25 protein-coding genes and 1 pseudogene are annotated in these 26,634 nt (G+C 71.6%); 14 read left to right on the top strand and 12 right to left on the bottom strand.

The genetic code is table 11. The annotated features are described in order from the left end of the window. Positions 1–15 precede the first annotated feature (15 nt). The 5 genes from thrC (at position 16) to HS99_RS13615 (ending at position 5,953) form a co-directional block, all read left to right on the top strand. Positions 16–1,101 carry a threonine synthase gene (gene thrC / locus HS99_RS13635; protein ID WP_050366247.1) on the top strand — a complete coding sequence of 362 codons (1,086 nt, stop codon included), beginning with the start codon at positions 16–18 and terminating at the stop codon, positions 1,099–1,101. Between the two features lie 307 nt (positions 1,102–1,408). Then, positions 1,409–2,596 carry a methyltransferase domain-containing protein gene (locus HS99_RS13630; RefSeq protein WP_232543216.1) on the top strand — a complete coding sequence of 396 codons (1,188 nt, stop codon included), beginning with the start codon at positions 1,409–1,411 and terminating at the stop codon, positions 2,594–2,596. Positions 2,597–3,076: 480 nt separating this feature from the next. Beyond that, positions 3,077–3,643 (top strand): ParA family protein, encoded by a 567-nt coding sequence (locus HS99_RS13625; protein WP_094743027.1) that lies wholly within the window; start codon positions 3,077–3,079, stop codon positions 3,641–3,643. Next, positions 3,643–4,845: a ParB/RepB/Spo0J family partition protein gene (locus HS99_RS45835; RefSeq protein WP_050366245.1), complete on the top strand. Its 1,203-nt coding sequence runs from the start codon at positions 3,643–3,645 to the stop codon at positions 4,843–4,845. The genes HS99_RS13625 and HS99_RS45835 overlap by 1 nt, the downstream gene beginning before the upstream one ends. 436 nt (positions 4,846–5,281) lie before the next feature. Next, a complete protein-coding gene (locus HS99_RS13615; protein WP_030555758.1) occupies positions 5,282–5,953 on the top strand; it encodes a hypothetical protein in 672 nt (223 codons plus the stop codon). 336 nt (positions 5,954–6,289) lie between these two features. Here HS99_RS13615 and HS99_RS13610 read toward each other — a convergent pair whose 3' ends face one another. The 3 genes from HS99_RS13610 to HS99_RS13600 form a co-directional block, all read right to left on the bottom strand. Continuing rightward, complete coding sequence (locus HS99_RS13610; RefSeq protein ID WP_046387215.1) at positions 6,290–7,141, bottom strand: polysaccharide deacetylase family protein; 852 nt, start codon at positions 7,139–7,141, stop codon at positions 6,290–6,292. Positions 7,142–7,667: 526 nt separating this feature from the next. Next, positions 7,668–8,411: a dienelactone hydrolase family protein gene (locus HS99_RS13605; RefSeq protein ID WP_030555762.1), complete on the bottom strand. Its 744-nt coding sequence runs from the start codon at positions 8,409–8,411 to the stop codon at positions 7,668–7,670. Between the two features lie 336 nt (positions 8,412–8,747). Beyond that, a complete protein-coding gene (locus HS99_RS13600) occupies positions 8,748–9,659 on the bottom strand; it encodes a S41 family peptidase (protein WP_046387214.1) in 912 nt (303 codons plus the stop codon). A gap of 57 nt (positions 9,660–9,716) precedes the next feature. On the opposite strand from HS99_RS13600, the gene HS99_RS13595 reads away from it, so the two are divergent. From HS99_RS13595 to HS99_RS13585, 3 genes are all read left to right on the top strand, one after another. Further along, positions 9,717–10,223, top strand: coding sequence for an ArsR/SmtB family transcription factor (locus HS99_RS13595; protein WP_046387213.1), 507 nt, complete (start codon positions 9,717–9,719; stop codon positions 10,221–10,223). A 175-nt stretch (positions 10,224–10,398) separates the two neighbouring features. Further along, positions 10,399–11,814 (top strand): alpha/beta fold hydrolase, encoded by a 1,416-nt coding sequence (locus HS99_RS13590; protein WP_050366244.1) that lies wholly within the window; start codon positions 10,399–10,401, stop codon positions 11,812–11,814. 110 nt (positions 11,815–11,924) lie between these two features. Then, on the top strand, positions 11,925–12,422 hold the full coding sequence (locus tag HS99_RS13585; RefSeq protein ID WP_030555770.1) for a phosphoribosyltransferase: 498 nt from the start codon (positions 11,925–11,927) through the stop codon (positions 12,420–12,422). Between the two features lie 464 nt (positions 12,423–12,886). Here HS99_RS13585 and HS99_RS13580 read toward each other — a convergent pair whose 3' ends face one another. Beyond that, positions 12,887–13,447, bottom strand: coding sequence for a hypothetical protein (locus tag HS99_RS13580; RefSeq protein ID WP_046386159.1), 561 nt, complete (start codon positions 13,445–13,447; stop codon positions 12,887–12,889). Between the two features lie 1,268 nt (positions 13,448–14,715). Between HS99_RS13580 and HS99_RS13575 the strand changes: the two genes are divergently transcribed. From HS99_RS13575 to HS99_RS13560, 4 genes are all read left to right on the top strand, one after another. Then, the gene (locus HS99_RS13575; protein ID WP_063737845.1) at positions 14,716–16,647 is read left to right on the top strand and encodes an ABC transporter ATP-binding protein; all 1,932 of its coding nucleotides are present in this window, start codon (positions 14,716–14,718) and stop codon (positions 16,645–16,647) included. Continuing rightward, positions 16,644–17,600, top strand: coding sequence for an NUDIX hydrolase (locus HS99_RS13570; RefSeq protein ID WP_050366243.1), 957 nt, complete (start codon positions 16,644–16,646; stop codon positions 17,598–17,600). Before HS99_RS13575 ends, HS99_RS13570 begins: the two co-directional genes overlap by 4 nt. Continuing rightward, complete coding sequence (locus tag HS99_RS13565) at positions 17,597–17,779, top strand: NUDIX hydrolase (RefSeq protein WP_030555775.1); 183 nt, start codon at positions 17,597–17,599, stop codon at positions 17,777–17,779. Before HS99_RS13570 ends, HS99_RS13565 begins: the two co-directional genes overlap by 4 nt. A gap of 91 nt (positions 17,780–17,870) precedes the next feature. After that, the gene (locus HS99_RS13560; RefSeq protein ID WP_030599174.1) at positions 17,871–18,665 is read left to right on the top strand and encodes a hypothetical protein; all 795 of its coding nucleotides are present in this window, start codon (positions 17,871–17,873) and stop codon (positions 18,663–18,665) included. A 32-nt stretch (positions 18,666–18,697) separates the two neighbouring features. Here the strand turns inward: HS99_RS13560 and HS99_RS13555 are convergent, their stop codons facing one another. From HS99_RS13555 to HS99_RS13540, 4 genes and pseudogenes are all read right to left on the bottom strand, one after another. Next, positions 18,698–19,165, bottom strand: coding sequence for an NUDIX hydrolase (locus HS99_RS13555; protein WP_050366242.1), 468 nt, complete (start codon positions 19,163–19,165; stop codon positions 18,698–18,700). Positions 19,166–19,167: 2 nt separating this feature from the next. Further along, positions 19,168–19,608 (bottom strand): NUDIX domain-containing protein, encoded by a 441-nt coding sequence (locus HS99_RS13550; RefSeq protein ID WP_030555778.1) that lies wholly within the window; start codon positions 19,606–19,608, stop codon positions 19,168–19,170. Further along, on the bottom strand, positions 19,605–20,360 hold the full coding sequence (locus tag HS99_RS46555; RefSeq protein WP_232543222.1) for a DegT/DnrJ/EryC1/StrS family aminotransferase: 756 nt from the start codon (positions 20,358–20,360) through the stop codon (positions 19,605–19,607). The genes HS99_RS13550 and HS99_RS46555 overlap by 4 nt, the downstream gene beginning before the upstream one ends. Before the next feature lie 101 nt (positions 20,361–20,461). Then, positions 20,462–21,229 (bottom strand): annotated as a pseudogene (locus tag HS99_RS13540) (Gfo/Idh/MocA family protein); the annotation flags it as partial. A 139-nt stretch (positions 21,230–21,368) separates the two neighbouring features. Between HS99_RS13540 and HS99_RS13535 the strand changes: the two are divergent. Beyond that, the gene (locus tag HS99_RS13535; RefSeq protein WP_483299702.1) at positions 21,369–22,697 is read left to right on the top strand and encodes an NsdA family TPR-like regulatory protein; all 1,329 of its coding nucleotides are present in this window, start codon (positions 21,369–21,371) and stop codon (positions 22,695–22,697) included. Positions 22,698–22,833: 136 nt separating this feature from the next. Here HS99_RS13535 and HS99_RS44030 read toward each other — a convergent pair whose 3' ends face one another. Beyond that, positions 22,834–23,046, bottom strand: a complete 213-nt coding sequence (locus tag HS99_RS44030; protein ID WP_141763718.1) for a hypothetical protein — start codon at positions 23,044–23,046, stop codon at positions 22,834–22,836. 149 nt (positions 23,047–23,195) lie between these two features. Here HS99_RS44030 and HS99_RS48690 point away from each other — a divergent pair. Continuing rightward, positions 23,196–24,277 (top strand): IS630 family transposase gene (locus HS99_RS48690; RefSeq protein WP_442354872.1). Its coding sequence is split into 2 segments (ribosomal slippage): positions 23,196–23,681 and positions 23,684–24,277, totalling 1,080 coding nucleotides; the frame shifts between segments, so codons are not numbered across the junction. A 143-nt stretch (positions 24,278–24,420) separates the two neighbouring features. Here the strand turns inward: HS99_RS48690 and HS99_RS13520 are convergent. From HS99_RS13520 to HS99_RS13510, 3 genes are all read right to left on the bottom strand, one after another. Then, positions 24,421–24,870 (bottom strand): hypothetical protein, encoded by a 450-nt coding sequence (locus HS99_RS13520; protein ID WP_050366302.1) that lies wholly within the window; start codon positions 24,868–24,870, stop codon positions 24,421–24,423. 599 nt (positions 24,871–25,469) lie between these two features. Continuing rightward, entirely contained in the window at positions 25,470–26,066 is a 597-nt protein-coding gene (locus HS99_RS13515; protein WP_141763717.1) for a restriction endonuclease, read from the bottom strand. Positions 26,067–26,255: 189 nt separating this feature from the next. Then, positions 26,256–26,615: a DoxX family protein gene (locus HS99_RS13510; RefSeq protein ID WP_030556065.1), complete on the bottom strand. Its 360-nt coding sequence runs from the start codon at positions 26,613–26,615 to the stop codon at positions 26,256–26,258. Between the last annotated feature and the right edge of the window lie 19 nt (positions 26,616–26,634).

The following is a 26,634-nucleotide window of genomic DNA, read 5'->3' as shown; positions in this document are numbered from 1 at the left end:
GTTACGTTCTGGGTCATGGAAACCTGGCAAGGGCTCATCGACAGCCCCTACCGGCGTTGGCTGCCGGTCACCGACCGCACTCCGTCCATCTCGCTCAACGAGGGCAACACTCCGCTCCTGCGCTCCCGGCACCTCTCCGACCTCACCGGCTGCGACGTCCGGCTCAAGCTCGACGGGGCCAACCCCACCGGCTCCTTCAAGGACCGCGGGATGACGGTGGCGATCAGCAGGGCCGCGGAGGCCGGCGCCGAACTCGTCGTCTGCGCCTCCACCGGCAACACCAGCGCCTCGGCCGCCGCCTACGCGGCGCGGGCCGCGATCGCCTCGGCCGTCCTGGTGCCCGCGGGCCGCGTCGCCCTCGGCAAGCTCGGCCAGGCGGTCCGTTACGGCGCGCGGATCGTCGAAGTGGCGGGCACCTTCGACGACTGCCTGCGCATCGCCCGCGACCTCGCCGCCCACCACCCGGTGGCCCTCGTCAACAGCGTCCGCAACGAACTGCGCCTGTCCGGCCAGCAGACCGTCGCCTACGAGACCGTCGACGCGCTCGGCACCGCCCCCGACATCCACTGCCTGCCGGTCGGCAACGGCGGCAACATCACCGCCACCTGGCGCGGGTACCGCACCTACCACGCCGAAGAACGCGCCGCCCGGCTCCCGCGCATGTGGGGCTTCCAGGCCGCCGGAGCCGCACCGCTGGTCCACGGCGCTCCCGTCGCCGACCCGCAGACCGCCGCGAGCGCGATCCGCGTCGGCAACCCGGCCACCTGGCAGGGAGCCGTCGACGCCCGGGACCAGTCCGACGGCCTGATCGCCGCCGTCACCGACGAGCAGATCTTCGCCGCCTACCGACTCCTCGCCCGCCACGACGGCGTCTTCGTCGAACCTGCCTCCGCGGCCGGTGTCGCCGGGCTCCTCGACCAGCACGGCCGCGGCCACCTCGCCCCGGGCCAAACCGTCGTCATCACCCTCACCGGGAACGGCCTGAAGGACCAGGACGCCTCCCTGCGCGACGGCTACACTCCGCTCGAAACCGGCTCGTCCACCGCCCAGGTCGCCCGTGCCCTGGCGCTCACCGCCCCTACCGGCTCAGCCCGCGTCTGAGCGCCGGTGGCGGCAGCCAGCGCGACGACAGTCAGCGCGACGGCGGCCGACGCGACGGCGGCCGAAGCGCGGACGCTCCGCCACGCGCTCCCCCGGCGCCCCCGCACGCCCTCTACCGTCCGGTACGGGGGCCGCGTGAGGATGGCGGACGACCGTGTCCCGCACACGACCGAAGGGAACCGCCATGGGTGATCACTCGAAGCCGGCACCCGATCCGGGGAAGGGGTCGCCGCCCCCCGGCAACGCCGACAGCAAGGTGGACAAGCCGGCCGGTGGCACGGGCAAGCACAAGAAGGGCTGAGCGAGCGTGAGCAGCAACGGCGACGGCGGCAGCAACGGCGGCGACGGCCTGGCCGGGCACCGCGCGCGCCTGGACGCGGAGATGGAGCGGTGCGGCCAGTGGCCCGCCGATTCGCCGTGGCTGCGCGAGGCCTTCGCCGCGCTGCCCCGCGACCGGTTCGCGCCGCAGCGGCTGTGGCGGTGGGACGGCTGGGCGTACGTGCCGGTCGACCGCGCGGCCGATCCCGACGGCTGGGCCTCCGAGTTGTACGGCGGTGTCAGCTCGGCCGCCGTCACCCAGCTCACCGGCGGGCTGCCGTCGTCGTCGCTGTCCGCACCCGGGGCCGTGGCCGACATGCTGGACAGCCTACGGCTCGAGCCCGGGCACCGGGTGTGGGACGTCGGCACCGGCCAGGGGTGGACCGCGGCGCTGTCCGCGTGGCGGGCCGGTCCGGGCCTGGTGGTATCCAGCGAGGTGGACGAGCGCCTGGCCGGGTTCGCCCGCGAACGCCTGGCCGCCGCAGGGCTGGACGCCGAGGTGCGGACCGGCGACGCCACCCGCGGCGGAGTTCCGGGCGGCGGTCAGGTCGACCGCCTGCACGCCACCTACGCGGTGGAGTCGGTGCCGTGGTCCTGGGTGGAGGCGGTACGGCCGGGCGGACGGATCGTCTACCCGTGGGGCCGGCTCGGGTACGTGGCGCTCACCGTCGCCGACGGCGGCGCCGGGGCGCGCGGCTGGGTGCACGGCCTCGCCCAGTTCATGGGCGACCGGCACGCTCCCGCCCAGGCGACCGACGGACCGGCCGCGCACGTGGCCGTACGGGCGGGCGCCGATCCGCAGGTGCGGCGGGTGCTGGACCGCGACCCGGCGGGCCTGGAGGACTGGGACCTGCGCTTCGCCGTGCGGGTCGCCGTGCCCGACGCCGTCCTCACCACCGAGCAGGGGCCGGAGGGTCCCGCCGTCCTGGTGCACGACGGCGCCCTGTCCTGGGCGGAGTTCCGTGCGGGGGCGGACGGCCGGCCCGTACTGCTGCAGGGCGGACCGCGCCGCATCGGCGACGAGGTGATGGCCGCGTGGGACCAGTGGGAGCGGCTGGGGCGGCCCGAACTGTACGACTACGGAGTCACCCTCACCCCCGACGCCCAGTGGGCCTGGCACGGCAGCCCGGACGGCCCGCGCTGGCCGATCGCGCAGCCCGCACCGGCCGGGCGTTGAACCGGCGCGCCTGCCCGCGCGCGTTGCCGGGGAACCAGATGACTCCGTGAGCGCCACACCACTCCGACACCACTCCACGCCACGGCGCACCGTCCGCGCGCACATTCGCGAGCCGTCGCTCTCCCGCTTCGTTTCCCCCCTCCGCCGGCCGCGGATCCAGCACGCACCGGAAACCGATTACGGGGAAGGGGACCAGACGAACAGTCGCGCTTCCGGGAAATCCAGGACCCGGAATCGCGGCCATTGTGCTCCGACACACCCGGGGCGTGTCAGACCCCGAGTCGATCATCTGGAATGCTGTTCCAGTCCGCCGCCACGGCTTTGAGCGGCGGGCATCCGCAGTACCGGGCAAGCCGCCCGGGAAGCCCACGGAGAGAACGGAACATCATGAAGCCATCTGTGCTTGTCGTGTCCACCGACCCCCAGGGATCGGCGGTCGTCTGGGCCGAGCGGGTGGGGGAAAACCTGCCCTTCGATTTCATGGCGGCGCACGACCAGGCCGAGCAGCTGGTCCACCTCAAGAAGACCGGCGCGAAGATCCACGTGATCGCCAACCAGAAGGGCGGCGTCGGCAAGACCACCACCACGGTCAACCTGGCGGCGTGCACCTTCGACGTCCTCGGCGCGAAGGACGAGTACGAGCACATCTTCATCGACACGCCGGGCACCCTGGCCGACGAGGAGATCCTGCGCCGGGCGCTGGAGATCGCGGACGACGTCCTGGTCCCGATGATCACCGAGCCGCTGTGCTTCGACCCCACGGCGCGCACCATCAAGAAGGTCATCGAGCCGATGGACATCCCGTACCGGGTCGTCGTCAACAACTGGGACCCCCGGGACGGCCGCGCCGACCTGGAGGACACCGAGGCGTACATCGCGGCGCGCGGATGGCCGCGTGCCAAGACCGTCCTGCGCCGGTACAAGATCCACTCCCGGGCGGTGGCCGAGGGAACGGTCGTCACCCAGTACAAGGAGAGCGGCACCGCCTACCGGGCCCGCGAGGACTTCTTCCGGCTGTCCCTCGAACTCGGTTACGGGGGTCGCTGATGGCAGGCCGTCGCGTCTCCTTCGCCTCGATGGCCGCCGACCCGGTCGTCGACACCCCCGGTGTGGACAGCCCCCGTTCGGGCAGCCCCGGTTCGGCCGTCCCCGGCGACACCCCGGCGCGGTGGATCCGTACCGCCAACTGCCTCCCCAACCCGCGCAACCCGCGTGACGACCTGGGCGACCTCTCCGACCTGGCGAGCATCAAGGACCGCCAGCTGCAGAGCTGCCTCGCCGTCACCCCGGCGGCCTACCTCCGGCTCTGGCCGGAGGACCGGCAGGCGCTGGGCGCGGGCCCGGACGACGTCGTCGTCATCAACGGCAACCGCCGGCGGGCCGCCGCACAGCTGTACGGGCGCGAGCAGCTGCTGGTCGTCGTCGACGACTCGGTGGCGGAGTCCAAGGCGACCCTGCTGCGGGCGGCGCTCGACGAGAACATGGCGCGCAAGGACTTCGACCCGATCGAGGAGGCCAACGCGGTCCTGCTCATCGTGGCGCAGTACCCGACCGCCAAGGAGGCCGCCGAGGCGGAGGGCTGGTCCCAGAGCTGGATCTCGCACCGCAAGAACCTGTTGAAGCTCCACCCCGAGCTGCAGCGCCAGGTACGGGCCAAGGCGCGCGGCGAGGAGGGCGTCTCCATCAACGTCGCGCGGCGGCTCGGGTCGGTGAAGGGCATCGAGGAGATGTCCCTGGCCGAGCAGACGGCGCAGCTGGAGCAACTGCTCCAGGCCGACGCCGACGCCGTGGCGGCCAGGCGCGCGGCGAAGCTGGAGGCGAAGGCGGCGGCTCCGCAGGCGGCTGCACCCGTGGTGACGCCGACTCCGGTTCCAGCGCCGACTCCGGCGTCGACTCCGACTCCGACTCCGACTCCGGCTTCGGCTCCGGCTCCGGCTCCGACGCCCACGCCTGCTGCCGACCGGTCGGGGCCCGCCCCGCGCAGCCCGCAGCCGACGAACCCCGAACCGGCTCCGAGCGCCGACCGATTTTCCGCGGAAAATTCCGAGCCCCGCCCGATGCCGGAACAGCGCGCCGTCGCCCCGGTGGACGAGGAGCCGACGCCGGCCGCCCCGCAGCCTGGCCTGGGCAACGTCGACTGGCACAACGTCGAGGAACTGGCGGACGCCATCTGCCGCACCCTCTCGGCCGACGAGGCCTACCGCCTCGCCGACGCCCTGGCCAACCGCCTGCTGACGACCAGCAGCTGACAACAGGCCCTGGTGCCCTCACCGCCCCCGGGCGGTGAGGGCACCAGGGTTTCTGCCGCCACCGCAGCCCGTGGGGCGGCCGGGGACCCGCGAGCAGCCGTTCGGCCTCGGCTACGAGTGCTCCGGCGAGCTCCTCCTGCGTGTGCAGCTGCCTCCCGTACCCGTTGTCGTACTCGATGACCGGCCTCGCCAGGGGCAACAGTGCCCGGGACCGGGCCAGTTCGCCCCGACTGTCGTGCGCGATGACGTCGCCGCCGGTTGCGGGTGCATGCCTCCGTTCACGATCAGCCGGAGCCGCCAGCGGGCCAGCTCCCAGCGGGCCGACTCGTTCGCGGCATTTCCTCCCCCCGGAAACCCGCCCGACCGCACCCGTGGGAACATGATCGCCTTTGGAGGAGGCGGGTCTACGGGATCGCGCCGGACGAAGGGTTGCACCATGGGGGACATATCGGCCGAGCGGCGTCGCATCCTGCAGTCGCCGCCGCCGGAGCTGGTCGCGGAGGCCGCCGCGAATCCCGGCGGGTCGGTTGCCGCGATCGACCCCGATCTCATCGGCGACCCCGACGGCTACGTTCCGAGCGAAGCCGTCCAGGGTGTGTGGCGGGTCGGAGCGGACGGGAAGCTGACCGGGGAATTCGTGGAGAACCCGAACTACGGCCCGCCCAAGGACGACTTCACCAGGCTCACGGAGTCCGAGCACTGGCTGGGCTGGCTGGGTGAGGAGCCCGCGGTCGCGGTGCGCGAGTCCATCTCGGGGATCCTGCGTGAGCAGGTGCCAGACGCGGTCCTGGAGTGGCTGAAGATCACCGACTCTCCGCGCTACCTCACCGGAGGCCGCCCGCGGCAGGACGACCCGAGCCACCTGATCGTCACGCGGACCGGCCTCGCCGTGGCGTTCGCCCTCTCCGTGACCTCCCCAGGGCGCCGGCGGGACGTCCTTCAGGGCGTCTTCTCCTGGGTCGCCGTCGGGCTCGACCAGCCCGACGGCCGCAAGGACCGGCTCTGGTTCGACCTGCGCGCCGACCTGGACTGGGCCGAGGCGGAGCTCCGCAACCGGATCTACCTCGTCGGCCAGTCCCCCGAGCCCGGTTCCACGCCGCTTTCCTGAGTCCGCCGCCGCTGCGGACGGCGCCCCTGTGGACGGTGGCACGCGCTACGACGCTCGCGGTGCCGTGTGCCCGGGCCCGCTGGTGAAACCGTCAGAGGCGGCCTGGCACGGGCGGCGGCCCTGCTGCAGCAGGGCCGCCGCAGCGGAGGTGACGGCGTACCAGGTGTTCTCGGTGGCGTCGGTGGCCGGGGACCAGGCGACGATGACGGGGAGTTCGCAGTGGTCGCCGGGGGTCAGCGGGGAAGAGTCCAGGAGATGCGCTGGGGGTGGTCGAGGTCGACACCCCAGGGGAGGGGGGCCACGGGACGGTGGGGAGCAGCGCCGGGGGGCGGGTGGTCACGAGGTGGTGCGGACCGGGAAGCCGGTGGGGCGGCCCTGGGCCTTCAGCCAGCTGAGCACCTGGCCGAGGGCCTCGACGGTCTGCTGGCGGTCGCCGCCGCCGTCGTGGAAGAGGAGGGTCGGACCGTTGCCGATCTCCTTCTTGACGGTGTCGACGATCGCGGCGGTGCCGGGCTTGGTGAAGTCCTTGGAGTCGACGTTCCAGCCGAGCGGGCGCATGCCGTTGGCGGCGGCGATGCGCCGGCTGTCGGGGGTGAAGGAGCCGCCGGGGGCCCGGTAGTACTGGACCTGGGCGGCGCCGCCGGCGGCCTCCTCGATCATCTTCTTCGCGTCCAGGATCTCCTTCTCCTGGTAGGCGACGGGCTTCTTGTCCATGGTGGTGTCGTGGTCGACGGTGTGGTCGCAGAGCCGGTGGCCGCCCGCGACGACCTGCTTGACCAGCTCGGGGTGGGCCTTGGCCTGCGGTCCGATCATGCAGAACGTGGCCTTCACGCCGTACTGCTTGAGGACGTCGAGAACCTTCGGGGTCCAGACGGGGTCGGGGCCGTCGTCGATGGTGATGTTGACGGCGTTGCCTCCGGCTTCGGAGGCGTGGGCTATGCCCTCGGGTACGGCCCCGGCCGGCTGCGCACCGCCGCCGGCGCTGCCGCTGCCCTGGGCGCCGTCCTGGCCGTTGTGGCCGCCGTCGGCGGTCGTGTTCCGGTCGTGGGCGGCGGTCGAGTGGGGAGCGGCGATCGACTCGGTGACGGTCGGGATCGCCCACGCGGCCGCCACCGTGACGACGACCGCCGCGGCGACGGCCGCCCATGAACGCTTCCGCTCGTTCCCCGTGCGCGCCTTGAACTCCATCAACGACCACTCCCCCCAACCCGCTGCTGCCTGCTTTCTGAGGTCCATGACGTCAGCGGGGTCGACGGGGTTCCCCGGTTCCACGCGCGTAGCCGGCCGGTGACGAACTCGGGAAATTTGCGCGGGGGCCGGCGCGGGGACGAGCCCGGGCGTCAGCCGGGAAGGCCGGTGCGCCCGAGGGACTCGGCACGGGAACGGGCGTCGTCGCGCAGGGGACAGACGCCCGGAGCATGCTGCGTCCAGCTGTGCCCGGCCGCGCCTGGTGGCACGGGAGACAAGGTCAAAACCGACGAGTGAGCGGAACCCCGCCCGCATGGATCCACCCCCTTCCGAACATGCCGCTGCTCCCGGCCCGCAGGCCGGGAGCAGCGGTAGATCCGGAGCAACGGCGTGCCGCGGCTCGGTCCAGGACTGCCCGTCAAAGGACTGTCCGTCAAAGGACTACCCGTCAAGACAGTCCTGGCGCTCTTTCCGATCTGGTGAGGCAGACACCGCTATCGCCTGCTGGCGGCCTGGCGGCCCGGCCTCATTTCAGGTGTCGGGCGAAGAACCGGGCCCCAGCGTCGAGCTCGAACTTCGGGACGCCGGTGTGCCCGCCCATGTTGGCGTGCAGGGTCTTCTCCCTGGAGCCGAAGGCGTCGAACAGGTCCAGGGCCGCCTGTCGGTCGTTCCCCTCGTCATCCCACTGCAGCAGGACCTGCAGCGGGACGGTGACCTCGCGGGCCTCCTCGACGATGGTGGCGGGCACGAAGCTCCCGGCGAAGAGACCGGCGGCCGCGATGCGCGGCTCGATCGCCGCCAGCCGGACGCCGATGGAGATGATGCCCCCCTCGTACCCGACCGGGCCGCCGATCTCGGGCCGCGCAAGGAGGGCGTCCAGGGTGGCCCGCCATTCCGGGACGGCCTTCTCGACCAGCGGGAGGATGAGGGCGTCGACGATCTCGCCGCTGACCGGCTCTCCGGCCTCGACCGTCCGGCGCAGGTCGGCGCGGGCCTGGTCGAGGACGGCCAGACGGGGCCGGTCACCGCTCCCGGGGAGTTCGATGGTGGCCACGGCGAAGCCGTACTCCGCCGCGTAGTACCGGGCCCGCCCGGCCAGCCGGGGGTACATCTTGTCCAGCCCGAGCGGCGGCGGGCTGATCACGATCAGCGGCGCCGGTGCGGATGCGGACGCGGACTCGGGCGTCCACAGGAAGCCGGGGATCCCGTCGAGGATGAATTCGCGTTCGAGGACGTCGTCGTCGAAGCGCTGCTCAGAAGTGACGTGCACAGTCGTGCCTTTCGGGAGTGCTCTGAAACGGCGCTCCCGGACGACCTATCGCCCGACCGTGACCCCGGAGGGGAGCACCCATGTCGATACTGCGTTCACGGGTACCACCTCCTCGTTCTCTCGCACGGCCACCGGAAACGTAGCAGTGACCTTCGTGGTCCGCCAAACGGTTTTCTCGCACAGGACTCCGTGGCCGGACGGGCGGCGTGCCCTGAGCACTCTCGCGGGCGTCAGTCCCGGCGGTCGGCGCGCAGGCAGTGCCCTCCTGTGCTCCAGCAGAGAGTGCCGTGGAAGCCGTGGAAGCCGTGGGCGCGGACCGCCTGACCGAGGCAGGCCTCAGGCCGAGCGCGTCGCGGCCAGGGACAGCGCGCGGTCGAGTGCCGCCTCGGCGTCGCACGGCACGTCGGGCCGGACGCCGGTGCCCTCCCAGTTGGTGCCGGAGACCGGGTTGACCGCACGGGCCACGGGCACGCTGAGTTCCAGGTTCGGGTGCACCGTCCAGCCCTCGCGCGGGTGCGCGCCGCCCCGGGTGGCCTCGCCGACGATCTCGGCGCGCCCGAGCTGCTGCAGGTCGTAGGCGAGTTCCTCGGCAGCGGAGAAGGTGTTCGCGCTGGTCAGCACCCAGAGCGGCTTGCTGCCGCCGAAGCGGGCGCCGGGTACGAACGGGGGCGTCCAGAACTGCTCGGCCACCTCTCCCTGCCGCGAGAGCAGGGTGTTGAGGTGCGTCCGGCGGTCGAGGAGGTAGCCGCAGACGAAGGCGACCGTGTTCGGATCGCCGCCGGTGTTGCGGCGCAGGTCCAGGATGAGGGCGCGGGCGGGGGCCACCAGGGAGAGCGCCGCGGCCAGCGGCTGCGCCGCCCAGTCCAGTGGGAACATCTTGGGTGCGATCTCCAGGACCGCGACGCCGTGATCGAGGAGTTCCACGCGGGGAACACCGTTCAGGGAGGTGTCGAACTCCCTCCGCATCGCCGCGAGTGCCGCCTCCCCCTTGTCCGGCGGCACCGGTACGGCGTGGTGCTTGAGGGCCAGGTGCAGGTCTCCGTTGACGGACCGCAGGTCCGTGGTGACCGCTTCAGCCAACTCATCGGCGGATTCGGCCCGGTAGGCCCCCTCGACGCTGCGGCGCCGCAGCAGGGCCGCCAACTGCCCGGCGGCGTCGGGGAAGACGTAGTTCTCGCGGACCAGGTCGGCGATCGACTCGACGACGGCGGTGGTGTCCAGCGCGGGTGGCACGGTGGTGGAGGTCATGCGAGGGAGTACACCAGCGACTTGCCAAAGCGTCAAACATACTTAACGCTTGATCTGGTGAGCCACCAACGAGACGCAGACGTCCAGCGGGTCAGCACGCCCGTGCAGCACACCGCACTCGCCCACCCCGTCCGCCAGCGCCTGCTCTTCGCCCTGAGCGCCCGGCCGTCGACGATCAGCCGGCTCGCCGCGCGGCTGGGGGTGAACAAGGGCAGCGTCTCCCACCACCTCAAGGTGCTGTGCGAGGCGGGGCTGGTCCGGGACGCGGGAACACGGACGGTGCGCGGCGGCACCGAGAAGTACTACCGGCGCACCGCCGAACGACTCCTCGTCGACGAACCGCAACCCGAGGGCACCGCCGCGCTGTTCGGCGCCGTCGCCCAGGAGCTGGACCGCTCACCCTCCGACCACCTCCTCACACTGCGCCACGTCCGGCTCAGTCCGGCCAAGGCGGCGCGGCTCGCCGAGGCGCTGGCCGCACTGGTCGACGAGACGGAGGAGGACGCGGAGGGCGAGCCGGTGCACGGCCTCCTGGTGACGCTCTACCAGCAGGCCGGGGCGTAGGGCCGGTCCCCCGGTCCCCGCGGGCTCGGGCTCCCGGGTCGTGACGACCCTGACGGCCGTGACGGTTTGTTCCCGGCCGAATCCCGCCCGAGTGCTCGCCATCGAAGTCCCCCGGTGCGCAGGCTGGTTCCATGACCGCGTCAGTACGGATGCGGAGCGACCGGAAGGACGAAACATGACGAGCACGCGCGGCCGCGTCGCCGCCCTGGTGGGCGCCGTCGCGGTGGCCGCCTGCACCACCCTGGCCGCCCCCGCCGCCGGCTTCGCCGCCACTGCCGGACCGGACCGCGCCGGCCCCGGCATCAGCACCGGCGGTGGGATCACCGGGCAGGCCCCCTGCCCGGACGCACCCGAGTTCGTCTGCGGGACCCTCACCGTCCCGCTCGACCACGGCGGCCGGACCCCGGGAAACCTCCAGCTCGACGTGGCGATGACCGGCAACGCCGACGCCCCCAAGGGCGACCTGCTGTTCCTCACCGGCGGCCCCGGCCAGCCCGGCGTCCCGACGATCAAGCGGATGGCGAGCAAGCTGGAGCCCGTCCTCAAGGACTATCGCCTGGTGGTGTACGACCAGCGCGGCACCGGCCGGGGCGCACTCCGGTGCCCGGGCCTCCAGGAGGACATGGGCTCCTCCGACCTCGCCGTGCCGCGCAAGCGGTCCATCGCCGACTGCGCCACCGCCCTCGGCCCGAACGCCCGCTTCTACAGCACCGCGGACACCGTCGCCGACATCGACCAGCTGCGCCGCGCACTCGGCGCCCGGCGCCTCACCCTGGACGGCGTCTCGTACGGCACCTTCGTCGCCGAGCGCTACGCCCTCACCCACCCGGCGCACGTGGCCCGGCTGGTGCTCGACTCGGTGGCACCGCAACAGGGCTTCGACCCGCTCGACCTGGCCGCCCTGCCCGCCACCGCCCGGGTGCTGCGCACCGCCTGCCGGGCCACCGGCTGCACCACCGACCCTGCCGAGGACCTGGCCGCCACCGTCCGGCGGTACGGCAACGGGGCGCAGATCCTGAGCGCGCTCACCGGCTACGAGTTCATCGACCCGGACTACGGCGGCGTCCCCGAGATCCTGCACGAGGCCGCCGCCGGGCAGCCGGCGAAGCTCCAGGACTTCTTCGACCTCGTCCACCGGGAGGTCGACGCCGCCTCGGCCGAGGAGCTCAGCCAGGGCCTGCACTCCGCCGCCCTGTGCGCCGACTCCCGCTTCCCGTGGGGCACCACCGACACCCCCGTCGCGGACCGCACGACGGCGCTGGAGCGCACCCGGCAGCAGCTGACCGCCGAACAGACCTGGCCGTACGACCCGGCGACCGCGACCGGTCTCGGCAGCCTCCTGGTCTGCCTCGACTGGCCGCGCGAGCAGGTGCCGCCGGCGCCATCGGTCCACCGCAAGCTGCCGAACGTGCCGGTGCTGCTGCTGGGCGGCGACCGGGACATCTCCACCCCGTACGAAGTCCTCCAGAAGGTGGCCGAGACGGCGCACGACCCGCAGATCGTGATCGTGCCCGGGGCGGCACACTCGGTGCAGAACCGGGCGGCCAACCCGGCCGGACGGCAGGCGGTGTACGACTTCCTGCTGAAATAGCAGGAGCCCTGCGGGGCGGGCCGTTCCGAACGAGGGACGGAACGGTCCGCTTCCGGTCCTCAGCGCGCCGCTGCTCACCGACCGGCCGACTGCCAAGGAGACTGAACGCCGTGACCGATGCACGCGAGATCCTGGACTACCAGACCTTCGGCCGGGCGGTGCGCGAACTCGCGCAGACGATCGCCGACGACGGCTACGTGCCCGACCTCGTCCTGAGCATCGCCCGCGGCGGCGTGTTCGTGGCGGGCGGCCTGGCGTACGCGCTGGACTGCAAGAACATCCACCTGGTGAACGTCGAGTTCTACACCGGCGTGGGCACCACCCTCGACATGCCCGTCATGCTGGCACCCGTCCCCGCGGCGATCGACTTCACCGACAAGAAGGTCCTGATCGCCGACGACGTCGCCGACACGGGCAAGACGCTGAGGCTGGTGCACGACTTCTGCCTCGACCACGTCGCCGAGGTCCGGTCCGCCGTCGTCTACGAGAAGCCGCACTCCCTCGTGAAGTGCGAGTACGTGTGGAAGAGGACCGACGACTGGATCGAATTCCCGTGGTCGGCGGAAGGCCCGGTAGTCCGGCGCGCCGGCCAGGTGCTCGACGCCTGACCGGAGGAGGGCGCGGCAACGACGGCGGGGCGGACGGGCAGGTCCCTGAGCAGGAATGCCGGGCGGGCAACGTCGTAGACCGCCGTGGGCCGCCGTGGGCCGGCGGGCGCCGAGCAGGCGGCTGCAGATGGCTGCGGGCGCAGGATCGCCGGATTTCGCCGGACGCAGTGCGGCTGCGTCGATATCGGGACCTCTGCGCATTCTTCGACGGATGTGCTGTGGGTGTGGCGAGCTCAGCTCTCCCGTGGTGGTGAACGGTGACGGCCCCCGCCCGGTTGGTTCCGCCGGGCGGGGGGGATCGGATAGGTGTTGTTCGAGGTCGGACTATGGATTGGTCGCCGTTGCGCTGTCCCGGCGGACATCATCGTGGGGCGGGCTGCAGCGACTTGTGGAAGGATGCTGGTGTCGTGCCCCGGCCCGATTACGGCGGGCCGGGGCGCCGGATTATGCCGTTGGAGTCAGTTCTACTTCTCGCCGCGCTCACCGCCGCGCTCGCCGCCGCGGCCGCCGAAGCCGTAGTCGTGGTGCACGACCCGGAAGCTGCCGACGACGCCGTCGTCGACCTCGACACCCTCGTGGACGCGCTTCGGGTGCACGCCGTCGCTGGAGCTGTGCGGCCCGACGGTGGCGATGGGGGCGCCGTTGTCGCAGACCGCGCCGCTGAAGACCTCGACGGTCCGGTGGCTGTCGTTGCGGACGTTGAGCGATTTGGCGCCCAGGCCGCTGACCACGGTGATGCAGCCGAAGTCGTCGGCGGAGTACGACCGCTCGTTGACGTGGATGACGCCCCGGTGCTCGCGGTGCTCGCGGTGCTCGCGACGCTCGTGGCCCTCGTTGCCCTTGCCCTCGTTGCCCTTCGTGCCCCCGTCGAGCGGAGCCTGGGCGGGAACGGCCGCCGGGGCGGCCTTCTCAACGACCGGGGCCGCCTTCGTCACGGGCTCGGAAGCGGCCGACGCGTAGCTGATGCCGGTCACGGCCACGGCCGCCGACGCCGCGAGGACAATGGCGGTGGTCATCTTGTTCATGGACCTTCTCCTGTTTCTGGACTGAATCGGCTTGGCGCCGACATGAATGAACGTACCGGCCGCCTAAATGACTGTCATATTAGTCCGTGCCAAATGGATGACGAGCAGGTCTAAATGAGTGTCAGGTGGGTCTCGGAACCACTGCCGCAGCCGGCCGGGGACGGTCGGCTTTGTGTTCCAAATCGGCTTCGGATCAACGAAGTTGACGGTCAGGTTGGAGTTCTCGGAATGGCACTTGACCTCTCCTCACTCATTCGGCCGATCTCGGCTTTCGTTCGCGGAAGCGGGGCCGGAATGACGGTGGGCCAGATCGCTGCATCGGCCGGACGTGCCGAGGGCCGGGCCGCCCGCGGCGGGCCTGCCGGGCTCCGTGCCAGCGGGGGCCTCGGGCCTCCTGGGGAGTGGGCCCGAAGCGGACTGGTGAGGGCGTACGCGCCGGGGGGTTCGGCTGCCGCCGCGGTCACGAGGCTCGCCGCGGCTCGCGGTCGAAGGCCACCGGGCGGCCACCGAGTCCCCCCGCGCCACGGCCGGTCGGCGATCTGGTCAGCCCGCTCGGGGATGGTGCGGCCGATGCCGCGGCGCCGCAGCAGGGCACGGATCACCTTCCAGCTGACGGCGACGAACTGGGTGCAGCCGTCGACGTTCCCACCGGTCAAGACCGGAGCCAGGGATCGGCCGAGTCCGTCGACGGCCAGCTGAAGCTTGGCGGTCAGCCCACCCCGGGAGCGGCCGGAGTGGGTGGCTACGTGCTGGGCGGCAGGGCTGAGAACCCCGCTGCCCGAAACCTCGTCGAGCAGCTGTCCCACCGAACGGGTGAAACCGGCGACGGCTACGCGCGCCCGGCCGCCTCGCCGACCAGTGCGTCCGAGACCGCCTCGGACCCGGCCGGACGGCTGGGATCGAACAGGCTCTCGCCCGCCTGCGCACTGGGTTCCGCTGCTTCATCGCCTCCGTGCGCGACCGGCCGGAGGACACCTGGCCCGCGCCCGCGAGGTAATCGAAAAGTACCCGTTCGACCCGGGCTCGCCCGGAGGTAATCCGCTTGAACGGCGCACTCGAACAGCACCATCATCGACGCCACCCCGTCGTGACGATCCGCCAACTCACTGTAATACGAGTCGACTTGGGCTGTTGGGTCGGCTGCTTCGGCGCTTCCTCACGTCCACGCACCGCTCTGCGTCTGGAGGATCTGTGGCCTGTCCCCCCGCCCCGGCGATCCACGTCCCACCCACCCCGCGCGCGTCCGCGTCACGCGAGGAGGCGAACGCGTGAGCACCACGACCACGGCGTCGGCCGGAGCCCCCGACGAGGAACTGCAGTGGCTCGCCGACGGGCGCCGCATCGCGGCGATCGAGGCGATCAGCGTCAGCGCGATGGCCCGCCGCCTGCCCGCGCTCGTCGTCCGCGCCTTCCGCCTCGGCTGGCGCATCGACCGCGCCTCCATCGCGCTGCTGCTGACCTGCCAGGCGGTGTCCGCCGTGCTCGGCGCGGCGGGGCTGTTCGCGACGACCGGCACGATCTCGGCGCTGTTCGGCCCCGGCCGGCTCGACGACAAGCTCGCCCACGCCGCGCCGTCGATCCTCGTGATCGCGGCGGCGGCCGGCGCCCGCTCCCTGCTGGCCATCACCATCCGGACCGTCACCATCCACCTGTCGCCGCGCATCTCCCGGGAGGCGGAGGCCGCGGTGCTGCGCGCCACCGTGGCGGCCGAACTGACCGCCTACGACCACGCCGGCTACAACGACGAACTGGAGGCCGCCGACCGCGGCGCCGAGGTCTGCGTGGACATCGTCGGGGAGGCGCAGAACCTGCTCGCCGCCCTCGCCTCGCTCGTCGGCGCGGCCGGCGTGCTGACCGTGCTCCACCCCGCCCTGCTGCCCCTGCTGGTGCTGGCGGCGCTGCCACAGGGGATCGCGTCCGTGCACGCCGCCCGGGTGCAGTTCCTGGCGAACCGGGCGGCGATCGGCGACCGCCGGATCATGGCGAACCTGCGCTGGTACATCCACCTCAAGCGCAACGCCGACCAGGTCCGCTCCGACACCATGGGCGACTTCCTGCTCGCCAAGTACGACCAGGTCGGCCGGCGGCTGGACGCCACCTCGCGGCGGGCGGCCCGGCAGAGCGCCCGGGTGTCGGTGATCGGGGCCGCCGCGTCCGGCCTCGGGACCGCGGTGGTGTGGGGGGCGATGCTGTGGCTGGTCAGCACCGGCCGCATGAGCCTGCCGCGCGGCGGCGCGGCGGTGTTCGCCCTGACCGCGGTCAGCACCAGCCTGCACGGCATCGTCGGCTACGGAGCGGACCTCTTCCGCACCGGCATGTACCTGGACGACTGGTCGAGCTTCCTCGACACCGCCGGCGGCCACCGCCCCCGGCGCGGCACCGAAACGCCCGAGCCGCCGCGCCGGATCACCGTGGAGAACCTCGGCTACGCCTACCCCGCCTCCGACCGCAAGGCGCTGGACGGGGTCGACCTCCACGTCGAACGCGGCGAGATCCTCGCCCTGGTCGGGGAGAACGGGTCCGGCAAGACCACCCTCTCCAAACTCCTCGCGGGCCTCTACCTGCCCGACACCGGATCGGTGTGCTGGGACGGCCGCGACACCCGCGACCTCGACCCGCACGCCCTGTGGCGCCAGGTCGCCGTGGTCCCGCAGGACTACGCCCGCTGGCCGCTCACCTGCCGCGAGAACATCACGCTCGGTCAGCCCACCGCCGAGGGCGACGCGGCGGTCCTGCGCGCCGCCGACGCCTCCGGGGCGGCCGACGTCGTCGCCAAGCTCCGCCGGGGCCTGTCCACCCTGCTGGCAGTGGAGTGGATGGGCGGCGAGGAACTCTCCGGCGGGCAGTGGCAACGCCTGGCCATCGCCCGCGCGTTCCACCGCGAGGCCGGCCTCCTCGTCCTCGATGAGCCCACCGCCGCTCTCGACCCGCGCGCCGAGCACCGCATCTTCCAGAACCTGCGGGCCGTCGCCCGCGAGCGGGCCGTCGTCCTGGTCACCCACCGGCTCACCAACGTGGCCGTCGCCGACCGGATCGTCGTCCTCGAGGACGGCCGGATCCTCCAGCAGGGCACCTTCGCCGAACTGGTGGCCGACCAGAACGGCCGCTTCCGGGAACTGTGGGACCTGCAGAACGAACGCACCGGCCTCCCCTCCCAGAGGGGCGTGCCGGTCGGGGAGAACAGGGAGCCCCTCCAGTGATCGACTTCGATGTGCTGACCGGCCCGGCCCTGCGCGAGGGCATCGAGCGGATCTGCGTCGGCGTGGTCGCCCGCGACGCCTCCGGCCGCGTCCTCGGGATGCGCTCGACCGCCGACCCGGACGTATGGGACATGCCCGGCGGCACCGTCGAACACGGCGAGAGCCCCTTCGACGCCACGGTGCGCGAGGCCAGCGAGGAGCTGGGCCTGGACCTGGCCGCGGAGAACCCGCAGGCGCTCCGGCGGCGCCTGGTCGCCGTGATCCACACCCAGGCCGACGCCGACCACCCGGTTCCGGCTGCCGGCTACGTGTTCGACGGCGGCACGCTGACCGCGGAACAGCAGGCCCGGACCCGGCTCGATCCGGCCGAGCACACCGAGTTCCGGTTCGAGACGGCCCACGACTGGCGCCACCACATGACCCCCATCCACTACCAGCGGCTCCGGCAGGTGCTGCGCGCCCACCGCTCCGGTGTACCGCTCTACCCGGAGCGCCCCGCCCCCGACGGCGACGGCTTCGAGGGCGTCCTGCTCTTCGTCACCGACCGCGCGGGCCGACTGCTGATGCACCAGCGCGAAGCCGGGCCGGGCATGGCCCGGCCCGGCTACTGGACCCCGATCGGCGGCCGACGCAAGGCCGACGAGAGCGCCCGGGAGAGCGCGGTGCGCGAGGTCCGCGAGGAGGCCGGCATCGAGATCACCGGACTGCGGCCCCTCCCCGGCCCACGCCCCGACCTCGACCTCCCACTCACCCGCGCCCTGCACGCCGTCTGGACCGGCCCCGAGGGCGACCTGCGGCTCGGTGACGGGGGCCTGGCCGTGCGCATGGTCCCCTTCGGCGAGGTGCTCGACCTCAAGGTCCCGCCGTACATGCACCACTACCTGCCGCTGCTCGCCGCGGCGACGGCCGAACAGCCCGACCAGCCCGACCAGCCCACGGGGAGGAACTCGTGACCCAGCCCGACCACACCGGCCACCCGGCGGAAACGGTGACGGCCAGGCCCGCGACGGACCCGCTGACGCTGGTCGTCGGGGTCCACCTCGTCCTTGCCGACGACGGCGCGGTGCTTCTCGGTCGGCGCCGCAACACCAGCTACGCCGCCGGCCTGTGGCACCTCCCGGCCGTTCACTAGGCAAGCCGTGTGTCGTGATTGAAGTTGTCGGCTTTGCGTTCCACAGCGCATCCGGCTCTACCTTCGAGAAGGGTTGAGATCAGTCTTGAACGTGGACACTTCGAGCGATGCGCCCGTGTTGGGCGACGTGCTGCTCGGCTTCTGGTCGGCTCGGGACCGCTTCCTGGAGGCGGGCTTGGCGACCAACCGCAGCGACCCGATCGGCGGCCTCGCGGAGTCTCTTGCCGCTGCAGCGTTTTGGTCGAGTGCCTCGGTGCGGGCGACCTGCGAGAGGGCACGCGGCGTCCGCACTGGGATCGACCGCTCAGGCGAGTTCGGGCCGGCGCTTGGCTCCATGCCGGTGGCGGGGAACGGTCGTAGGAACTCACTGGCTGTCGACCTTGCGGTGCCCTGGCGGTCCTTGGTGGAGCGGGTGCCGACGTTGGCGGACTTCGCGCGCCAGCGCCAAGGCGAGCGGTGGGCATGGGATGTGGCTTCAGGCGGGGCGTACGGCATCGGATCCGACGGGCCGCCTCAGAACCAATACGCGGGGCTGGCCCGACTGCAGGTCAAGGCCCGCTTCGCACCTGATGCGCCGAGCCACGGCCCGTTGGATGCGGTGCCCTTCGAGCTGGTGCGCGACGGTCCGGTGCCCGCGAATGACCTGTACGTGCTGGTGATGTTCGCCCGGATCGACGAGGAGTACCGCGACCTGAGAGCGCATAACTTCGTCTGGACGGCGGTGATCGTCACGAACGAGTGCCTGCGTGCTCTGGACCACGGTGTCTCCTCGGCAAAGCTCGACTGGAAGGAGATCCACTCCTGGTGGGGTGAGGGGAGATCGTTGCCGGCTGGCGTCCACGACGTGACCGGACTTCTGAGGTCCGTTCCGATTCCGGGCTGGTAGGTGTGTGGGTCCGTCCAGCCGCATCCGGGCGTTCACCAGGGCTCGGGGGCACTCCGGGATGTAAGCGCCAGCCGCCGGGCGACGAGAGCACGGAGATCAGGCCGTGTCGACCGGACACCGTCAGGCCTGGACCAGGCGAAACGATCGTGTTCTGTCTGGTTGATCCGGACTGGCCCGCGACTGGGCGGTTCCTCGGCGGCGAAGAAGAACCCCCTGCTGGCGGGCAGCAGGGGGTTCTCGTGGGCTGGGTAGTCCAGGTGGCCGATGTACAGCGCGCTGGCGATGGCCAGCCCGGCCTCCTCCTGGACCTCACGCGCGAGAGCTTCGGCGAGAGATTCGCCGGTCTCGACGCCGCCGCCGGGCGGTTCCCAGCGGCCGGCCCAGGAGTCCGACGCCGCGCGTCGGAGCATCAGGAGCCGGCCGTGGCGGACGATGAGTGCACCAACGCAGAAGGCGTCGTATCCGTCTACGCGGGCCTGGTCGATGAGCTCACGGTGCACGATCAGCGGGTGACGAGTTCCCGTACGGCGTCGCTGACGGCGGGGATCTCGTCGGGTCCGGCCCACTCGTGCGCGTCGTGCTCGGTGAGGGTGACCGGGCCGGTCCGGGTGACGGTGACCTCGAAGGTCAGCTGCCGGGTGAGGGCGCCGCTGCCGGAGGTGTAGTCGAAGTGCCCGAGATACTTCTCGACCGCGTCGATCCGCAGGCCGGTCTCCTCGTCGACCTCCCGCAGCAGGGCCTGCTCGATGCGCTCGCCCCTCTCGACCTTGCCCGACGGCAGCTCCCACAGGCCGGCCATGAACTCGCCCGCCGGGCGCCGCAGGAACAGCATGCGGTCGCCGTCGGTGATCACGGCGGCCACGACGAACCGTTCCACCCCGTCCGTCTCGGCGGCGGCGCGGATGGTGTCCTCGAACGTGGGGTCGGCGAAGGGAGAGTTCATAGCAGCTCCTTGTGGTGGTCGCTCACCTTGATGGCCGCGCGGATGTACTGCTCGGCCAGCGGACGATCCTGTTCACGATGCCAGACCGGGAGCTTGATCGTGTGCGCGTGGGTGTGCTCGGCGACCGGGAAGTCCCCTGCCCGGTAGCGGCGGTGAGCGTGCGGGTGGCCAGGGAACAGCATGGCCGGGCTCTGGTACAGCGGCAGCTGGTTCATGGGGCAGGTGGAGCCCGGCCGGTCGAACTCGACCGCGCCCTCGGCGACCAGGGCCTGGTGGAACCGCTCGACGCTGAGGCCACCGAGCTCCTGGGGGCGGTAGGTGAGCGTCAACCCGTACCAGGACGGGACCACTCCTTCGGGCATCGGGATGACCTCCAGCCCGGGAATCCGGGCGAACTCCTCGGTCAGGTAGCGGGCGATCTCCGCCCGTCCGGCGAGGTAGCCGTCGAGGCGGCCGAGCTGGTCGTGCGCGATGGCGGCGGCCAGCGGGTGGATGCGGAGCTTGAGGCCGGACCCGGTGACCGCGTACTTCGCGAGCGGGTGCTTGGCCGGGATCTCGGACTTGGCGCGCTTGTTGTAGTGGCCGAACGTCAGGAGCCGGTAGTACGTGTCGTCGTCGTCCGTGAGGACGAACCCGCCCTCGCCGCCGGACAGCGGCTTGGGGCCGTTGAGCGAGAAGGCACCGGCCAGGCCGAAGGTGCCGACCTTCTTGCCGCCGTGGGAGGCGCCGTGGGCGTGGGAGCCGTCCTCCAGCAGGAGGAGGGGTAGTCGATCTGGGCGGTAGCCGCGCTGGCCGGGGCTTGCGGGCGCGACAGCTCGTCGACGACCTTGCCGTGCACATCGAGGCGCTGGACCTGGCCCTTCGTCAGCAGGACGGAGCCGAGGGTGCCGACCACGTGCAGTTTCTCGGTCTTCGGGGCCATCCAGCGGGACAGGAGCACGGTGCCGTACAGGTCGTTGTCGTAGCCGAGCTGGATGACGGCGGTGTCCTCGGCGTCGTACCCGCCGTCGGGCAGCGCGGCGGTCGAGAAGTCGGCCATGATCCGGTTAGGCATCCCGAAGTACCACAGCAGCAAGTCAACGATGTGGTAGCCCATGTCGATGATGCAGCCGCCGCCGGCCTGGCTGACGTCTCCGCGCCAGCCGGCGCCGGGGTCGTCGGTGTGGAAGGTGTACTGGCCGTCGATGAGGAACGGGGTGCCGATCTGGTCCAGGAGCTGGACCACGGACGCGTGGAGCGGGTTGAAGCGCCGTTGGAGCGTGACCATCAGCTCCACCTGGGCCTGCTGGCAGATCGCGGCGAGCTCGCGCGCCTCCGACAGGGAGGTGGCGAACGGCTTCTCCTTGAGGACGTGCACGCCTCGGACGGCGCACTCCTCGATCACGGCCCGACCGGCGTGGTGCGGGACCGCGACGATGACGAAGTCCGGCGCCACGTTGTCCAGCAGGTCGGCGGCCCGGGTGAAGCCCGGAACGTCGTGCGTGTCCTGCTGGGCCCGCAGGGTGTCCGGGTCGTTGTCGCAGACCGCGACCAACTCGGCCCGGTTGGAGGCGAGCAGGCCGGGAAGGTGGTCTTCGAGTGCCTGGTGTCCGAGGCCGATGACCGCCGCGCGTCGTTTCATGGGCTGACTCCTTCCGCTTCGTGAGGGAACTTGTCGATGCGTGTCGAGTACAGCGCCAACTCCGCTTTCCTGGACAGGCATTGTCTGTAGTCCCGGGGTTGTCCCGCGCTCGCGCGCAGTAGGCTGCCTGTCACTGTCGATGATGGAATTGGCCCCGTGGACGACCCGATCCGGCACCCCCTCGCCTACGCCCGCGAACTGCGCGGGTGGTCACAGAACGACCTCGTCGTGTTCCTCGACCGGGCCGCCCGCAAGCACGGGCTCCGCTCCGGCGCGGACAAGACGGCCGTCAGCGGAGAACTGGCGCAAGCAGCCGAACCTGGACTCCCAGATCCTGATCGCGGAAGCCTTCGACGTTCCGATCGCCGACATGGAGCTGTTCGGGTGGCCCGATTGGCTGCCCGGCCGCGAGGTTCCGCTGCCACTGGGATCGGCGTACACCGTCCAAGCACTTCGAGATGCACAGAGAGCCGCCATGGACCGCCGCAGCTTCATGACCTTCAGCGCCGTCTCACTGGCCGGCCTCGCCGCCCAGTGGGCCACGATCGAGCCCGATCGCCTGACTTCCGCCCTGGACGGCAGGACGGCCGTGGACCCCGGGCTCGTGGACTGGCTGGAGGAAACCAGCGCGAAGCTGACGACGCTGCCCACCGAACAGCGCCAGCACACGATCAAGCTGATGGACGCTCATCTCGCCACCGTCACTGACCTGATCGAGGGCGGCGGCCACGCCGAGCACGTCTCCAAGCGGCTGCACCTCCTGGCCGCGTCACTGGCCACCACCTGCGGCTGGTACCGCTTCGACCAGGGAAAGCACTTCGCTGCGGGAAAGCTCTGGGCAGGGGCCTTGCAAGCCGCCAACGCCGCAGGTGACCGCGACTTCGGCGCCGGTGTGCTCTCCGACTTCGCCTACCAGTCGAACTGGATCGGCCAGCCGAACATCTCGGTGGACCAGCTCGGCCACGCACTGTCCGGTACCAAGCACCCCACCGCCCGGTCGCTGCTGTTCCTCCGGCGGGCCAGGGCCTACGCCGCGCTCGGCGAACGCTCCGCGTGCTACCGCGACCTGTCCGACGCCGAGACCGCACTGTCGACGCGGGCCAGCGACCCCGCGCCAGGCTGGTGCGCGTGGATGAGCCCCGCGGACCTCGCGGTCGACTCCGGCCAGTGCCTGCTCGATCTCGGCCGGGCCGACGAGGCGCACGTCAGGATGGCCGAGGGTCTGGCCCTCCTACCCAAGGCCCGGGACAAGACGCGTGGCATCTTCCTGACCTACCAGGCCAAGGGCTTCCTGCAGTCCAACGACGTCGAGCAGGCTCTCGCCGTCACCACCGAATCCCTCGATCTGGCCACCCGCATCGGCGCCGAGCGGTGCGTCACCCTGGTCCGCGAACTCGCGCCGGCGTTCAAGCTGTACCGCCAGGTTGACGGCGTCGCCGATCTCATCGAGCGCGTCCGGGCTGCGTGACGGGCGCTCGGATCAGAGTCGCGGTGATCAGCGGCCCGGAGAGGATGATCCGAGCCGCCGTCGTCAGGAGGCTGCCAAGCGCCAGTCTGCGAAGCCCGGCCCCATGCGGGTCGCGGGGCCGGGCTTCGCGCCGCTGTCAGCGAGAAGTGCTGGATGTGCTCGCAGGAGCGCACGTCTTGGGGGTGGCGTCGTGGTGGTGTCCGGCGAGCCAGAGCCCGGCGAGGAGTCCTGCGATCGCCAGGACCTTGTGCCGGTTCTGCTTCCACCATGACGGTGATCCGGCTGCCATGAAGCACAGTTGCGTGAACTCAGGATGCTCGCGGGGCGGCGTGTCCTTGAACAATCCCATCTCTGGTGAACCTCCTCTCCCCCTTGGGAGGTTCATGACCATACGGCGCTCTCTGCCTTGATCGCAGACATTTACTGACCTTGGCGCTTCGAGGTGATTGGCCTGTTTGTGTAGCTGACTGACGGCCATGTGCGCGCTATGCCGTTGGTATGCGCTATGCGGATGGGGGCGGGCTGACGGCGAAGGCACGTCAGCGCCGCGAGGCGGTGCGGCTGGAAGCCGCCGAGTTGTTCGACGAAGGTGTCCCACCGAAGGAGGTTGCCCGCAGGTTGCGGGTGACCACGAAGTCGGCCTACCAGTGGCACCAGGCCTGGCGGGAGGGCGGGGCCGGGGCGCTGGCTTCACGGGGACCGGGTGGGCAGCGTTGCAAGCTGTCGGCGCGGTGCCGGGCGAAGCTGGCCGAGTACCTTGAGCAGGGGCCGGCCGTGCACGGCTGGGACGAGGACCAGGTGTGGACCGGCGCTCGGGTGGCGACGCTGATCGGCCGCAAGTTCCACGTCACTTACAGCGTCTCGGGAGCCACCCGCCTGATGCACCGACTCGGCTTCACCCCGCAGGTCCCCACGCGGCGTGCCGCGGAACGCGACGAGCAAGCCGTGTCCGCGTGGATGGAGGTGACCTGGGCGGAGGTAAAAGCACCCGGGCGGCCTGCGACGGATGGCTCTGCTTCGAGGACGAAGCCGGGTTCACCCGCAGACCGCCCAAGGCACGCACGTGGGGACGCCGTGGCATCACCCCGGTCGTGAGGGTGGGCGGCCGGGGCTCCGGACGGGTCTCGGTCGCCGGGCTGATCGCGATGCGGCCGGGCTCGCGGACCCGGCTCTGTCACCGGCTGCGGTGCCATACCGGGCGCAAGGGCGAACGCCGCAGCCTGTCCGAGCGCGACTACATCGGGCTGATAGACGGGGTCCACCAGCTGGTCAAGGCGCCGATCGTGCTGGTGTGGGACCGGTTGAACACCCATGTCTCCCATGCCATGCGCGACTTGATCAACGCGCGGGACTGGCTGACGGTGTTCATCCTGCCCGCATACGCACCCGAGCTGAACGCGGTCGAGTACCTATGGGCCCACGTCAAACGCAGCCTGGCGAACCTCGCCAGCGTCGCTCCGGAGCGACTCGCCGCGCTCGTCCGCAACCGCCTCAAACAGCTTCAGTACCGCTCCGACGTCCTCGACGGCTTCCTCGCCGGGACCGGACTCTCCCTCGACCTCCCACCGCCATCACCTTGAAGCGCCGAAGTCAGTAGCCTCCAGATGACCGACCTTGGTGGTGCCGGTCAGGACGACGGCTCGGCAGAAGGCCGCCACATGGACTTTCCGCCGAAGCCGAGGGAGCACCGCGGTCGTGCTGAATCTCTCCCGGACGAACACCGTCAGCAACCGTCTCGCCCGATGGGCAGCAGGTCGCGCAGTCCTTCGGCGAAGACCGGGTACGTGTACCGGTCGGTGCCGGAGCCCGGCATCTCCAGCTTCTTGAGCTGGCCGCCGACGATGTGGGAGACAAGTGGCACGGGCAGGGCGTCCGGCCAGAGGCCGGTGCGCTTGCCCTCGGTGAGCACGCGGCGGAAGGCGCCGGTGGATCCGCGCAGGTTCCGGCCGTTCGCCTTCAACTCCTCTGCGGCACATTCGCCTTCGCCTTCGACGACCTGGAGCAGGATCTGCTGGGCACGGGGCGGGAGCCGGTCGTAGTACGAGCGGGCCCGTTCCGGTGTCCAGCGGTCGTCGGGCACTGCGGTCACGACGGCGGCGGGCATGGCGGCGAGGGCGAGCAGTTTCTCGAGGGCCTCGGGGGTCGGGTCCTCCACAGTGATCGTGATCTTCATGGCTGACACCTTTGCAGCGCGGGGCCTTGAACACAAATAACATCACTAAACGCGCGCCGCCGACGACCTCGCCACCGCCCGGCCGGCACCCACCAGCCGGACCTACGCCGAACAGTGGCGCTCCTTCGCCCGCCGCACCGAACAGACCGCCTACCACCGCATCGACGCTATCGTCTTCGAACACCTGGAGGACGGCACGTGCGGCAGTACATCGCCCGGCTCACGACGCCGTGGCGGCCGGCAGCCACTGCCGCCGGGAACGTACCACGGCGCTCACAGTGCCAACGAAGCGTTGGCACAGAGTGATTGAGGAAACGTCCCTGCAGTTCATCGGGTGTCCGGGCCTGCATGAATGAGTAGCCGTACTCATGCACCTCTCCCCGTTCGGCTGGCGCAAGCCGGAGCCTGGTTCTGGGCCATCGCGCCGCGCTACCTCCTGGATCCTGCGGCCCCGGTCGTCACGACCCTGGGCACCGTGCTCCTGGCCGTCGCCGGCACCAACCGCATCTTCCACGGCCTGCTCGACGCCCGTACCCTCGGCTTGCTCGTTCCGCTCATGTGCGCAGGCCGGGCCACCCTGGCGGCCACCTCCGTCCCCCTCAGGCCCAGGGCGGCCCGCCCGTCCCCTCCGCCCACAGGGCGAGGGCCCGCCGGTCGACGGCCCTGATGCCGACCTGGGCGCAGAACGCGGCCGCGGCCTTCGTGAAGGAGCTGGTGGTCACCACGGCGGCCAGGTCGCAGCGGTGCACGTCGCGGTAGGTGCCGTTGACCCTCTGGACGTCCTGCGAACCGACGAAGGTCCGCGGGCCGTAGCGCTTGGCCTGGATCAGGATCCGCTGCCCGGTGGGCGTGGTGGCCAGCACGTCCGCGGCGAGGTCCCCGGCTCCGCCGACCACCGACACCTTCGTACAGCCGTCCCGCCGGCACAGGTCCGCCAACGCGTGCTCGAACGCCTTCGGCGTCATCGACAGGAACGGCTCGATGTGCCGCAACTGCGCCGCCCGCACGTCGAGTTCCCGCTGCCGCACGCGCACGCGCGAACGCAGCACGGCCACACCCGCCCCCGCCCCGACGACCAGCAGCCCGGCCACCAGCACCAGGTGCTGGACCAGCCAGTGCACCGCCACCGACACCACCGCGAGTCCGGCCACCGCGGCGATCCCCACCAGCAGCATGTTGTCCCCGGCCTGCCGCACCCAACGGGCGGTGCTGCGCGACCGACGCCGCCGAACAGGCCTGCGAGCCACGGCTTTCCCCCTCACACCCCGGTATCCGTGCGAGCGTAGAAGCCCTCGCCACCGCGCCGCCGGGTTGCGGCACCGAGTTGGCCGGAACCCGGCGCCCGACGGCCAGTACCAGCTCCCGGTCGTCCGCCCGCCGTCGCGTCACAGCCCGGTGGCCAGCCAGACGGTCACGGCGGCGGTGACGACGAGCCCGGCGTTGAGGGCGATCCGGCGGTCCTCGCCGGTCAGGTGCACGGCGATCGCGCCGGCCTGCAGGAGTACGAGGCCGATGGCCGCTGCCGGCGCCAGCGGGACGGCGATGCCGGTCAGCGGTGGCAGGACCAGGCCCGCCGCGCCGAGCACCTCGACCGCGCCCAGCGCCCTGACGGCGGGCAGGGGTACGCGGTCGACCCAGGCCATCATGGGCCGCAGCTGGTCGCGGCTGCGGATCAGCTTCAGCGTGCCGGCGTAGAGGTAGAAGAGCGCGAGTAGCCCCGCGACGATCCAGTAGGAGATGTTCATGGTTTCCGTTCATGGGCCA

Origin of the sequence: Kitasatospora aureofaciens, assembly GCF_001188955.3 — a bacterium.
In the GTDB taxonomy this organism is placed as follows: Bacteria; Actinomycetota; Actinomycetes; order Streptomycetales; family Streptomycetaceae; genus Kitasatospora; species Kitasatospora aureofaciens.
Note: the sequence above shows the minus strand (reverse complement) of the source record. Positions and strands in the feature narration are given on the sequence as shown.

Bases quoted from the DNA above. Each gene is read 5' to 3' on its own strand.
- HS99_RS44030 (WP_141763718.1), bottom strand. From the start codon at position 23,046: ATGGGATTGTTCAAGGACACGCCGCCCCGCGAGCATCCTGAGTTCACG.
- HS99_RS13610 (WP_046387215.1), bottom strand. From the start codon at position 7,141: ATGGAGTTCAAGGCGCGCACGGGGAACGAGCGGAAGCGTTCATGGGCG.
- HS99_RS45835 (WP_050366245.1), top strand. From the start codon at position 3,643: ATGGCAGGCCGTCGCGTCTCCTTCGCCTCGATGGCCGCCGACCCGGTC.
- HS99_RS13580 (WP_046386159.1), bottom strand. From the start codon at position 13,447: ATGAACAAGATGACCACCGCCATTGTCCTCGCGGCGTCGGCGGCCGTG.
- HS99_RS13550 (WP_030555778.1), bottom strand. From the start codon at position 19,608: ATGAACTCTCCCTTCGCCGACCCCACGTTCGAGGACACCATCCGCGCC.
- HS99_RS13535 (WP_483299702.1), top strand. From the start codon at position 21,369: ATGATGGAATTGGCCCCGTGGACGACCCGATCCGGCACCCCCTCGCCT.
- HS99_RS13510 (WP_030556065.1), bottom strand. From the start codon at position 26,615: ATGAACATCTCCTACTGGATCGTCGCGGGGCTACTCGCGCTCTTCTAC.
- thrC (WP_050366247.1), top strand. From the start codon at position 16: ATGGAAACCTGGCAAGGGCTCATCGACAGCCCCTACCGGCGTTGGCTG.
- HS99_RS13520 (WP_050366302.1), bottom strand. From the start codon at position 24,870: ATGAAGATCACGATCACTGTGGAGGACCCGACCCCCGAGGCCCTCGAG.
- HS99_RS13625 (WP_094743027.1), top strand. From the start codon at position 3,077: ATGGCGGCGCACGACCAGGCCGAGCAGCTGGTCCACCTCAAGAAGACC.
- HS99_RS13590 (WP_050366244.1), top strand. From the start codon at position 10,399: ATGACGAGCACGCGCGGCCGCGTCGCCGCCCTGGTGGGCGCCGTCGCG.
- HS99_RS13615 (WP_030555758.1), top strand. From the start codon at position 5,282: ATGGGGGACATATCGGCCGAGCGGCGTCGCATCCTGCAGTCGCCGCCG.
- HS99_RS13600 (WP_046387214.1), bottom strand. From the start codon at position 9,659: ATGACCTCCACCACCGTGCCACCCGCGCTGGACACCACCGCCGTCGTC.